Source organism: Simiduia curdlanivorans, assembly GCF_030409605.1.
Lineage (GTDB): Bacteria > Pseudomonadota > Gammaproteobacteria > Pseudomonadales > Cellvibrionaceae > Simiduia > Simiduia curdlanivorans.
The window spans coordinates 1-11,213 of sequence record NZ_JAUFQG010000005.1 but is presented as its reverse complement, the minus strand read 5'-3'; the positions used below and the strand labels follow the sequence as shown (position 1 = coordinate 11,213).

Below are 11,213 nucleotides of genomic sequence, written 5' to 3'. Positions count from 1 at the left end.
AGCACTATTAACCCTCACCGCCGTCGCGCTTTGCCCCGCTTGCCTTGCTGGTGAAACCTTCTCCCAGACTTTCTATACCGGCGAAGACAGCGCGCTTGAACAAGCTACAACCCAAGCCATACACTTCCAGCACTACGCCAACTTGCCAAGGCCAAGAAAGTCGCGCCAACATCCTCAGGCATACAATCACTGCTCAACAAAGCGGTATCGACTTCACAGCTAGAGCGCCCCACCTATAGCCGAGGCTTTCAAATACAAACATTGTCCACCGACGATGGCATGGAACTTAGTGCGGCGTATCGCTTTTAACGTCAGCCCCGCCATTAGCGGGCTCGGCACCATCACCCAGCAAAATACCCATCCAACTGGTGCCTGGGTAGCTTTCTAAGGCGATTTTCACGGTCATCGTCAAGGGCACCGACAACAACATACCCACGGGACCCAACACCCAGCCCCAAAACACCAAAGATAGAAACACCACTAAGGTCGACAGGTTCAGGCCTTTACCCATCATGCGCGGCTCTACCACATTGCGATAACCAATTTATCACTAAGTAACCCAAGCCCCGTGTAAACGGCCTCAGGCACACCCAATTGAACCAGTGCCAGCAAGACGCCGGTACCGCAGCCAACAGGGAACCTAAATTGGGAACGAAGTTTAAAATGAAAGCCATGGTGCCCCACAGCAGCGGGTAATCAACCCAAGAAACCACAACCACAGGCTCACCATATATGCCAGATGTATAAGGTCTGACTCATCATTCTGTGCAGACTTCCTAGTAGATGTTCTTAAAGGAAAGACAATATCTCTAAGCGGTTCAGCAATGCTTGTAACATCAGCATCAGTGCTAACCTCGGGAAATACAGCGGCCAATCTAAGAACGGGGTCATCAGAATAACTGGCTGACTGACGCTCTAATTCTTTTTTAAACTCAGGCGTTACACAAATCGAAAATCCACCTTGAAAACCGACCTGCATAATTTTTACGACTTTCTTATACCCTGGGCGCGCTTTGAAGACATCCAGCAGTAGGTTCAAATCTAAAGCATAGACTGGACGCTCTAGCACAGGACCTATTGGCTCAATTCCAGTTGATTCATTGGTTAAGCCTGATAAAAGGTCATTATCTTCTAAGGAGTGACCCCTGATATTGATTGTGCGTTTTGTAGTATGACCACCTTTAACTTGCTGATATATCGAAAATCCAACCTGCTCCCAGAAATTATTGGCTGGCAAATCAGAAGCGACTCTGGCTGAAATGGAGTGGTAATGCTTTTCTCTTGCATGGTTTTTCAAGGCACTGATTAACCGCTTCCCAACACCTTGTCCTTTTACAGATGGGCAGGCGTATATCTGAAAAACCTTGAGGGTTGGCATTGTGCCACCAAACATTAGATAGCCCTTCAGCTCATTGGAATTATTAATTGCCACCCACAACTGCCCCTTAGATGCCATCTGCTCATAGACAGAAGAAGAGAGAAAACCAAAAGCCCCCTTATTTTTATCCGCTATCTCGGCTACTTGGCGCACATAAACTGAGACTTGATCAAATTGCTTTAAAATGGCGTAATCCATTACGGTCCCCAGTCGATAACTAGTTTGGTAAAACTGCAGTGATTTCGTCCGTTTTGAGACTTAGAGTTTCTAGCCTTGCGGCTAACATATATACAGATTAACTCCCCAAGGTGGTATCTTTTTCGCTTTTCGGCGATACCTTATGAGAAGAATAGCAAGGAGCCTTTGGCGGAGTCATTTACAGCTGCCGCCCATGCTAATCGAGTTATTTTGACTGCTAATCTACCACTTGTCATGTAGTTAAACTAATCATCTTGTGCCTATTCTCGATTACATTGATTTGGTGAGTACGAAGAGCGAGCCAGCAGCTTTGGTGAGGATTTATTTGGCTGATGGATTATTAAACGCCATGAGTCTCAGGTTGATTTAACAAGAGTTTTTCGACTTTACTAGGTAAGAGTGTTGCTTTTGAAGAACTCACCACGCGCAGCCCCGACAGGCTAGCAAGAAAGATGGGGCCTGGTGCTTGTTCTCGCACGTCCTGTGCTCGGCCTTCGGCCGCTAACGCGCACCAAATCATTCTAGATGATTTGTCTGACGGGTGCGAAGTGACTTGCTTCGAGTAAATAAATGGTGGGGTTTCTCGAACCTGAGCTCTGGACCTGCCAGAACATGAAACAAGAGATGAGTCGGTCCGACGTGTGCGGAGTGACTAACTTCTAGTAGAAATGGTGGGCCTTCCGGGACTGGAACCCAGGACCTGCCCGGACATGAAACAGAGAGATGAGTCGGTCCGACGTGTGCGGAGTGACTTACTTCGAGTAAATAAATGGTGGGATTTCTGGGGCTCGAGTTGTCTAGGACCTGCCCGAACATGAAACAAGAGATGAGTCGGTCCGACGTGTGCGGAGTGACTTGCTTCGAGTAAAGAAATGGTGGGCCTTCCGGGACTCGAGTTGTCTAGGACCTGCCCGAACATGAAACAAGAGATGAGTCGGTCCGACGTGTGCGGAAAAACTAACTTCGAGTAAATAAATGGTGGGCCTTCCGGGACTCGAACCCAGGACCTGCCGATTATGAGTCGGATGCTCTAACCAACTGAGCTAAAGGCCCAAAAACTTGACCTTTTCCGTTGTGGCGGCGTCGCGTGCTCGTAAATTTCAGTCACATAGTTGATCTATGCTCCTTCAATTTACTGCGCGGCTCCTTGCCACAACGCAAAATTTCTGCGTTTTTGCTTGCTGATCTTTTGTCGTGTGACGATCCTGCTCACCCGTAAATTTCAGTCACATAGTTGATCTATGCTTCTTCAATTTACTGCGCGGCTTCTTGCCACAACGCAAAATTTCTGCGTTTTTGCTTGCTAATCTTTTGTTGCGTGCGACCGCCACGGATGGCGGAAGTGTCGTAACTGTTGCAACATTGTTACGACCGCGGCTCCTTGCCGGTCAACAAAATCTCTGCGTTTTGTCTTGCTGATTTATGTTGCGCTGCTTTGTGGCGGGCAGCATATCCCAGCTTTTACACCCCGCTAACGCAAAGGCGCTTTCGAGGGGGCGCCATTATAGCTATGCTGGGCGGCTTTGACTACTCTCGTAAATGCTTGATTCGCAAAGGAGATGCAAGCCGGTGACATTATCTGCATTGAAGCTATTGAAGGGCTTGGGCGCGCGCCTGGGTTGGTGTTTATTTGGCTTTCTAGCGGGCATGTTAGTGATTGTTTACCTCTGGTCGCAAACCCGCCCGGCATTGTCTTTTTGGCACGATGATTCAGCCCGTTACACCAAATTGACAGAGCTACCCAACCTAAGCGAAACATCCTGGCAGGCTTACCTCGCCCACGAGCAAACGCAATTTATCGCCCTAAGCGAGCTGCTGACCAAGAAGGTTGAGATGGGCAAGGCGCCCACCGCACCCTGGCACCGGTTTAGCCCCACCGGCGCCGCCAACCCTGCGCTTTACCCCATTAACGGCAACCGCTCCTATTGGCTCAAGCCAGACCAGCCGGCGCGCTTTAAGGCGGTATTGATCCACGGCTTGTCCGACTCGCCCTACAGTTTGCGCGCCATCGGCGAAGATTTGCGCCGCCATGGCGGCGAGGTATTCGGGCTGCGGGTGCCGGGCCACGGCTTATTGCCCGGGCATTTACTGGATACGCGCTGGGAGGACGCGCGCGCGGCGGTGACTATGGCGGTTAGAGCCGCCGCCGACGATAATCCGCACAACTTACCCCTGCTACTCGTGGGCTACTCCAACGGCGCGGCACTGTCGGTCGACTACGCCCTGCAAGCGCTAGAGGATGACACACTGCGGCAGGCCAATGGCTTGGTTCTTATCTCGCCTGCGCTCAAACTCTCTCCACTGGCCGGCTTTGCCAAACTGCAGCGCTGGTTAGGCAAGCTGCCGGGCCTGAACAATTTGGCTTGGGTGGATATTTACCCTGAGTACGATCCGTTTAAATTTAATTCGTTTCCCGTCAATGCCGGGCAACAAATTTACGAGCTGACGCGCTCGATTCACGAGCGGCTGAGCAACCAAAGTGTGGCGCAAAGATTAACCGACTTTCCGCCCATGCTGGTGTTTCAATCCGTGGTGGATGCAACCGTAGACCCAAGCGCGCCCATTCACGACCTGCTGCTAAAGCTGCCGCAAAACCAGCATCAATTGGTGCTGTTTGATGTCAATCATCAAGCGCAAGCTCAGGGCTATTTAAAGCAGCAACACCAACAGCTGCTGGCACAACTGAACAGCCGGCCACTGCCTTTTAACTACACCCTGGTAGCCAACCCAGACAGCGAACTTGCGGTAAACGCCCTCACTCGTTCAGCCAATAGCTTGGAGGCGAGCCAAGAGATGTTGGCGCTGAGCTGGCCGCGCAATGTTTATTCACTGTCTCACGTGGCTTTACCGATTCGGCCCACAGATTTGGTTTACGGCAATCAGCGCGCCGTAGATTCGAAGCTGCATTTGGGTAGCGGTGGCGGGCTGGGCGAGCGCGGTGCGTTTATTGTGTCTATGGAACAATTAAACCGCCTGCGCTACAACCCCTTCTACCCCTACTTGCAACAACGCATTAATGATTTCGCCGATAGCCTCGGCGCGAATCAACATCCGAACTAAAACCCGAAGATAAAAAAAGGCGCCTATTGTTAGGCGCCTTTTTTATTGACTCGCAATTTATTGACTCGCATCAACGGCGAATAAACACCGACTTGCAGCCTTACTCGTCTAGGAAGCTACGCAAGTGATCAGAGCGCGATGGATGACGCAATTTGCGCAACGCCTTGGCTTCGATCTGACGAATACGCTCGCGCGTGACGTCGAATTGCTTGCCCACTTCTTCGAGGGTGTGATCGGTGTTCATGTCGATACCGAAACGCATACGCAACACTTTCGCTTCGCGTGCGGTTAAGCCCGACAACACATCGCGCGTGGCTTCGATCAAGCCCTCAACGGTGGCTGAATCTACCGGCGAGGTGATGGTGTTATCTTCGATGAAATCACCCAAATGCGAATCTTCATCGTCGCCGATCGGCGTTTCCATGGAGATGGGCTCTTTGGCAATTTTCAGCACTTTGCGCACTTTGTCTTCTGGCATGTCCATGCGCTCGCCCAATTCTTCCGGCGTGGGCTCGCGGCCCATTTCCTGCAGCATTTGACGAGATACACGGTTGAGCTTGTTGATGGTCTCAATCATGTGTACCGGAATACGAATGGTGCGCGCCTGATCGGCGATGGAGCGGGTAATCGCCTGACGAATCCACCAAGTGGCGTAAGTTGAAAACTTATAACCGCGACGGTATTCGAACTTGTCTACCGCTTTCATCAAACCAATGTTGCCTTCCTGAATTAAATCCAAGAATTGCAAACCGCGGTTGGTATATTTTTTCGCGATGGAAATTACCAAACGCAAGTTCGCTTCAACCATTTCCTTCTTGGCGCGACGGGCGCGCGCTTCACCGATCGACATGCGACGGTTAATTTCTTTAATGGCCGACAGCTCTAAACTGGCTTCCGCTTCAATTTGCTGAAGCTTGCGCTGGCTGCGTAAAATTTCCGGCTCTACGGCCTTCAACGCATCGGCATAGTCGCGCTTCTTCTTAACAATATCCGCTACCCAATCTTCATTGGTTTCAGCGCCGGGAAACTCTTTGATAAAGGTTTTCCGTGGCATGCCGGCGGTGCGCACGCACAAGTACATGATGGCGCGCTCTTCGGCACGCACGCGATCCAACATGCCGCGCACGCGCGCATACAGAGGATCGAACTGACGTGGGGGCAATTTGAAGAATTTGAAAATCTCGCCCACTTCATCCACTAGCTTGTCTGTGGACTTGTGATTGCGGCCGTTTTTCGCCACGGATTTTTCGTACTTGGCTAAGGCTTCGCGCAGGGCATCGAAACGCTGGCGCGCTTCTTCTGGGTCTACGCCGCCTTCGTTGCTATCTTCATCATCGGAAGAATCGCTATCGTCGTCATCGTCGTCATCGTCGTCATTGCTTTCGGCGGCAGCGGCAGCGGCGTCTTCGCGGCGCTGGGCTTGCTCGGCGGCGGTGGGCACTTCGTCGGCGGGGTCTAACCAGCCGGCGATCACGTCCACCATGCGGCGCTCTTCTTTGGCGATCAGGTCGTATTCGTTAATCACTTGCTCTACCGCACCGGGCCAGCAGGCCAACGAGTGCATCAGCTCGCGAATACCTTCTTCGATACGCTTGGCAATGGCGATTTCGCCTTCGCGCGTGAGCAGCTCAACGGTACCCATTTCGCGCATGTACATGCGCACGGGGTCGGTGGTGCGACCGGCTTCTGTCTCTACGGCGGCCAAGGCTGCGGCGGCTTCGGCGGCGGCAATTTCATCGGCCGAGCTATCGCCGTCGGTCATCAACAGGGTATCGGCATCGGGTGCGGTTTCGAACACCTTGATACCCATGTCGTTGATCATCTGAATGATGTCTTCAACCTGATCTGGATCGGAAATATCCTCGGGTAAGTGGTCATTCACTTCGGAATAGGTGAGGTAACCCTGTTCCTTACCGCGAGCAATCAGCTCTTTAATTCGCGATTGCTGCTGTTTGCCAATATCAACCATTCTAAACCCTGTGTATTACCAGATGAGGTGGGGGGAACGCAAAGCCGCGCATTATAACGCTATATGGGGATCAGGAGCCAGAATCCAAGCTCATTCTTCGCGCTAGATTCAGGCTTTTTTCGCTAACAAAAGGCGTAATTGCTCACGTTCTTCGGCACTGAGGCTTTTTAAGCCCTGCAATTTCGCCTTCTCGATCAAGGGCAAATCTGCCTGCAATTGCAGCCGACGCCGCAGCTCTTTAAAAATATCCGCCAGCTCCTGGCCGCGCAGCTCAGCATTTTGATCGTTGGCCGCAACACTGGTAAACAAGTGCATGCCCGCCAACTGGCCCATTTTCACCTCGGCCTCGTGGCCGTGGGCGCCGCGCCAATGGCCCAACACCTGGCCAATGCTGACCACCGGCCGGGCCGCCAAATAGCTCACCAACTCGCGCAAAAGCGGTAAATCCGGATCTTCCAGCCCGGCCAGCTGCGCCAGTTCGCGCTCGGCTTCAGCAACCAGCTCAGTGTGGTAGAGCAACAGCGCGGTAGCCAATTTTGCCGGGGTAAAACCGATACTTTTCGACGAGCGCGCAAATAACTGCGGCTGACGGGGCAGCGACGCCTCGGCGCCATCCCAGTGCTCGTAGCCATCGGGCGGATAATGATCGTCCGCCGCTTGCTGGGCCCAAACCTCTTCGTAACCTAGGTCGTGATAGTTAGGGTCTTCTTGGTCAATGGCGGCCGGCACGGCGTCGCTATCGCTATCGACAGAACCCGCAGTCGTTGGCCGGTTTCCTGGCGACTGTGTGGGTCTAGGCTCAGGCCGAGGCGCTGGCTCGGGTGGCTGCTCGGCCAGCTCGAGTAAGGTCTCCTTATCGAGCCCGGTGCGCTTGGCTAACTGCTGAAACATCAGCTCGCGATAGACACCCTTGGGCAGCTGATAAATCAACGGCGCCGCCAGCTTACTTAGCCGGGCGCGGTGCTCCATGCGTTTTAAATCGAGGCCATCGGATACCGCGTCAAACAAATAGTCTTCCAGCGGAATGGCGCGGTCGCGGATCAAGCCTTCGAATTTCTCCGGGCCGATTTGGCGCACCAAGGTATCTGGGTCTTCGCCGTCGGGCAGGAACAAAAACCGCACCTGCCAGCCGTCTTGCATCACCGGCAAAGACACTTCTAATGCCCGGCGTGCGGCGCGCCGGCCTGCCTCATCGCCGTCGAAGCAAAACACCACTTCGCTGGTGTATTTAAAGGCTAAACGCAAATGCTCTTCGCCGCTCGCCGTACCCAAGGTGGCAACGCCATAGCGCAGGCCAAACTGGGCCAAGGCCACCACGTCCATATAGCCTTCAACTACCAACAGCCGAGGTATTTCCTTGTAGGCTTGGCGCGCTTCGTACAAGCCGTACAGCTCTTTACCCTTGTGAAAAACCGGCGTCTCGGGCGAGTTTAAATATTTGGGTTTGGCGTTATCGAGCACCCGACCACCGAAGCCAATAACGCGGCCGCGCAAATCGCGAATGGGGAACATGACGCGCTCGCGAAAGCGGTCGTACAATTTCTTTTCCTGCTCGTGCGCGATCAACATGCCGGCCTCGATCAAGAGCTTTTTATCCTCTTCCGTTTCACCCAGGGCTTTAAGCAGGTTATCCCAGCCGGGCGGCGCAAAGCCAATACCGAAATTTTTCGCTACCTCGCCGGTTAGACCACGGGTTTTCAGGTAGTTGACCACTTGCTGCCGGTTCTTGTGCTCGCGCAGCTGGGTTTGGAAGTGCTCGCTGGACTTCTCCAGCAAGGTGTACAGGCTCTTGCGCACTTCGGCTTTTTTGACTTGCTCGGGGCTGCGCTGCTCGCGCGGCACTTCCAAACCCGCCAAATGCGCCAAGGACTCCACTGCTTGGGGAAAGTCCAGGCGCTCGTAATCCATGATAAAACCCACGGCATTGCCGCTGGCACCACAACCGAAGCAGTAGAAAAACTGTTTGTCTTGGCTAACGGTAAAAGACGGGGTTTTTTCGTCGTGGAAGGGGCAACAGGCGCTGTAGTTTTTGCCGGTTTTTTTCAGCTTAACGCGGCTATCCACAAGACTGACGATGTCGATGCGATCGAGCAGGTCATCAACGAAGTCTGGGGGATTAAACCAGCCATAACCGTCTGAGCACCAGAGAGTGTTTAGGAGTGAGCCGGAAGTGTAACGGGGTGAGACGCCAGGGACAATCGAACTGTTGCGCTTAACCCAGCTTGGCTTTGAGCAGCTTGCTGACATCGCCCATGTCGGCGCGGCCAGCGGCCTGCGGCTTGATCAGCGCCATGGCTTTACCCATATCGCGCATAGATTCGGCGCCGCTATCGGCAATCGCTTTAGTGACCATGGCATCCAACTCTTCCGCGCTCAACTGGGTGGGCAGAAAATCTTGAATAACCAGCATTTCGGCTTTTTCCACATCGGCCAAATCGGCGCGGCCGGCGGCCTCAAACTGGCTAATGGAGTCGCGACGCTGCTTGAGCATCTTATCCATCACCGCTAGGGCGCGGTCATCATCTACTTCGATGCGCTCATCAACTTCGATACGCTTAAATTCCGCCAGTATGAGGCGAATAGCGGCAAGACGCTCTTTTTCACGGGCGCGCATGGCGTCCTTCATAGCATCGCTGATTCGAGTTCTGAGTTCAGTAGACATGGCTAACACCTAACGTGGTAACAAACCTAAGTTAACTACCTGTGGAAGAGCAAGAAAGCACAATTTAACAGACTAGAAACGACTAACGGCCGGAGCTTGGAATTCCGGCCGCGCAGTCAGATCTGAGCAATAGCTTTAGGCAGCTAACTCAGTACATCCGCTGAAATTTACGGTTTTCGCGAGACATCTTCTTGGCGTGACGCTTAACAGCGGCAGCAGCTTCGCGCTTACGTACAGTGGTGGGCTTCTCGTAAAACTCACGACGACGAACTTCGGCCAAAATGCCGGCTTTTTCACATGAACGCTTGAAACGACGCAATGCTACGTCAAAGGGCTCGTTTTCTTTCAACTTTACTGAAGGCATTTCATTACCTGACTGTTTTAAATTCTCTACCCAAACTGCATCTTACAGACGGGTTTCCAAGGGGCGCAGATTCTATACAGTTCACTGACTAACATCAAGCCTCGGATGTGCGTCAATTTCGACCTACAACAATAGCGGACTAAAATGAGGACTATGCTGGTATCTGACCGGCGGCGACTTTATCATGCCGCTCCAACCTACTACATCATTTTTTTTAGCCCATGCGTGTACTTGGCATAGAAACATCCTGCGACGAAACCGGCATCGCCCTTTACGACACAGATAAAGGCCTGCTGGCCGACGCTCTGTATAGCCAAATCGCCGTGCACAGCGAATACGGCGGCGTAGTGCCGGAGCTGGCCTCGCGCGACCACGTGCGCAAGACCCTACCGCTGATAGAGGAAGTGCTGAACAAAGCCGGGCTGGCGAAAACAGACCTAGATGCCATCGCCTACACCTCCGGCCCCGGCTTAATAGGCGCGTTAATGGTGGGCGCCGCCGTGGGCCGATCCATGGCCTACGCCCTGGGCATACCCGCCGTGGGCGTGCACCACATGGAGGGTCATTTACTGGCGCCCATGCTGGAAGACAATCCTCCGGCCTTTCCCTTCGTGGCACTGCTGGTTTCCGGCGGCCATACTCAGCTGGTAAAAGTAGAAGGTATTGGCCGCTATGAATTGCTGGGCGAATCGCTCGACGATGCCGCCGGCGAAGCCTTCGACAAGGCCGCCAAGATGATGGATCTAGATTACCCCGGCGGCCCGCATATTGCGCGTATTGCCGAGCGCGGCACTAAAGGCCGATTCACTTTCCCGCGCCCGATGACCGACAGACCGGGTTTAGATTTCAGCTTTAGCGGGTTGAAGACCTTTACCCTCAATACCGTGACAGAACACGCCGAAGCCAATGGCTTACCAAGCGATCAAACCTGCGCCGATATCGCCTTGGCATTTCAGGAGGCCGTGGTGGCAACCCTGGTGATTAAATGCCGGCGCGCGCTAAAGCAAACTGGCTACAAACGCCTGGTCATTGCCGGCGGCGTGTCGGCCAACAAATCCCTGCGCGAGCAACTCGAAGCGCAGCTGGCCAAAATCAACGCCTCCGTCTTCTATGCGCGCAAAGAGTTTTGCACCGACAACGGCGCCATGATTGCCTACGCCGGCGCTCAGCGTTTATTGGCCGGCGAAACCGCAGACCTCGCTATCAACGTGACGCCGCGCTGGCCAATGGATAGCCTCAAGCCAATCCCTAACCAAAACGCGGCCAAGCACCATGAGTGATCGCATCTTCATCGAAGGCCTTTGGGTTGAAACGGTAATAGGCGTGTACGACTGGGAGCGCAGCATTAAGCAGCGCTTATTCTTCGATCTCGTTTTGGCTACGGATATCCGCCCGGCCGCTGCCGCTGACGACATCGACAAGACCTTAAACTATAAAACCTTGAGCGACCGGGTGATTGAATTCAGCGAATCCAAATCCCATCAGCTGATTGAGACCTTGGCCGAGCAAGTGGCCGAATTAATTCAGACAGAGTTTAAGGTTAGCTGGCTGTCACTTAAGCTTTCCAAGCCCGGCGCGCTGC

The 11,213-nt window shown here is 53.3% G+C and carries 10 protein-coding genes and 1 tRNA gene; 4 read left to right on the top strand and 7 right to left on the bottom strand.

Annotated elements, in window-relative coordinates:
* Positions 1–223 (top strand): hypothetical protein (locus tag QWY82_RS13980; RefSeq protein WP_290263581.1); only part of this gene is annotated, 223 nt, incomplete at its 5' end.
* Positions 224–286: 63 nt separating this feature from the next.
* Here QWY82_RS13980 and QWY82_RS13975 read toward each other — a convergent pair.
* The 3 genes from QWY82_RS13975 to QWY82_RS13965 form a co-directional block, all read right to left on the bottom strand.
* Positions 287–514: an AI-2E family transporter gene (locus QWY82_RS13975; RefSeq protein WP_290263578.1), complete on the bottom strand. Its 228-nt coding sequence runs from the start codon at positions 512–514 to the stop codon at positions 287–289.
* A 144-nt stretch (positions 515–658) separates the two neighbouring features.
* Positions 659–1,576: a GNAT family N-acetyltransferase gene (locus QWY82_RS13970; RefSeq protein WP_290263576.1), complete on the bottom strand. Its 918-nt coding sequence runs from the start codon at positions 1,574–1,576 to the stop codon at positions 659–661.
* 976 nt (positions 1,577–2,552) lie between these two features.
* Positions 2,553–2,629, bottom strand: a tRNA-Ile gene (locus tag QWY82_RS13965).
* 516 nt (positions 2,630–3,145) lie between these two features.
* Between QWY82_RS13965 and QWY82_RS13960 the strand changes: the two genes are divergently transcribed.
* On the top strand, positions 3,146–4,636 hold the full coding sequence (locus QWY82_RS13960; protein WP_290259472.1) for an alpha/beta hydrolase: 1,491 nt from the start codon (positions 3,146–3,148) through the stop codon (positions 4,634–4,636).
* Positions 4,637–4,736: 100 nt separating this feature from the next.
* Here QWY82_RS13960 and rpoD read toward each other — a convergent pair whose 3' ends face one another.
* The 4 genes from rpoD to rpsU all read right to left on the bottom strand — a co-directional run bounded on the left by rpoD (position 4,737) and on the right by rpsU (position 9,631).
* A complete protein-coding gene (gene rpoD / locus QWY82_RS13955; protein WP_290259474.1) occupies positions 4,737–6,605 on the bottom strand; it encodes an RNA polymerase sigma factor RpoD in 1,869 nt (622 codons plus the stop codon).
* A 108-nt stretch (positions 6,606–6,713) separates the two neighbouring features.
* Positions 6,714–8,852 (bottom strand): DNA primase, encoded by a 2,139-nt coding sequence (dnaG, locus tag QWY82_RS13950; protein WP_353958709.1) that lies wholly within the window; start codon positions 8,850–8,852, stop codon positions 6,714–6,716.
* Positions 8,818–9,267, bottom strand: coding sequence for a GatB/YqeY domain-containing protein (locus QWY82_RS13945; RefSeq protein WP_290259476.1), 450 nt, complete (start codon positions 9,265–9,267; stop codon positions 8,818–8,820). Before QWY82_RS13945 ends, dnaG begins: the two co-directional genes overlap by 35 nt.
* A 148-nt stretch (positions 9,268–9,415) precedes the next feature.
* Complete coding sequence (rpsU, locus tag QWY82_RS13940; RefSeq protein ID WP_290259477.1) at positions 9,416–9,631, bottom strand: 30S ribosomal protein S21; 216 nt, start codon at positions 9,629–9,631, stop codon at positions 9,416–9,418.
* Positions 9,632–9,852: 221 nt separating this feature from the next.
* On the opposite strand from rpsU, the gene tsaD reads away from it, so the two are divergent.
* Together tsaD and folB are read left to right on the top strand one after the other, a co-directional pair.
* Complete coding sequence (gene tsaD, locus QWY82_RS13935) at positions 9,853–10,911, top strand: tRNA (adenosine(37)-N6)-threonylcarbamoyltransferase complex transferase subunit TsaD (RefSeq protein ID WP_290259478.1); 1,059 nt, start codon at positions 9,853–9,855, stop codon at positions 10,909–10,911.
* The coding region (gene folB / locus QWY82_RS13930) for a dihydroneopterin aldolase (protein WP_290263573.1) at positions 10,904–11,213 on the top strand (310 nt) is incomplete at its 3' end. The genes tsaD and folB, both read left to right, overlap by 8 nt.

Coding starts and splice junctions, on each gene's coding strand:
- QWY82_RS13975 (WP_290263578.1), bottom strand. CDS start 514: ATGATGGGTAAAGGCCTGAACCTGTCGACCTTAGTGGTGTTTCTATCT.
- QWY82_RS13970 (WP_290263576.1), bottom strand. CDS start 1,576: ATGGATTACGCCATTTTAAAGCAATTTGATCAAGTCTCAGTTTATGTG.
- rpoD (WP_290259474.1), bottom strand. CDS start 6,605: ATGGTTGATATTGGCAAACAGCAGCAATCGCGAATTAAAGAGCTGATT.
- dnaG (WP_353958709.1), bottom strand. CDS start 8,852: ATGTCAGCAAGCTGCTCAAAGCCAAGCTGGGTTAAGCGCAACAGTTCG.
- QWY82_RS13945 (WP_290259476.1), bottom strand. CDS start 9,267: ATGTCTACTGAACTCAGAACTCGAATCAGCGATGCTATGAAGGACGCC.
- rpsU (WP_290259477.1), bottom strand. CDS start 9,631: ATGCCTTCAGTAAAGTTGAAAGAAAACGAGCCCTTTGACGTAGCATTG.
- tsaD (WP_290259478.1), top strand. CDS start 9,853: ATGCGTGTACTTGGCATAGAAACATCCTGCGACGAAACCGGCATCGCC.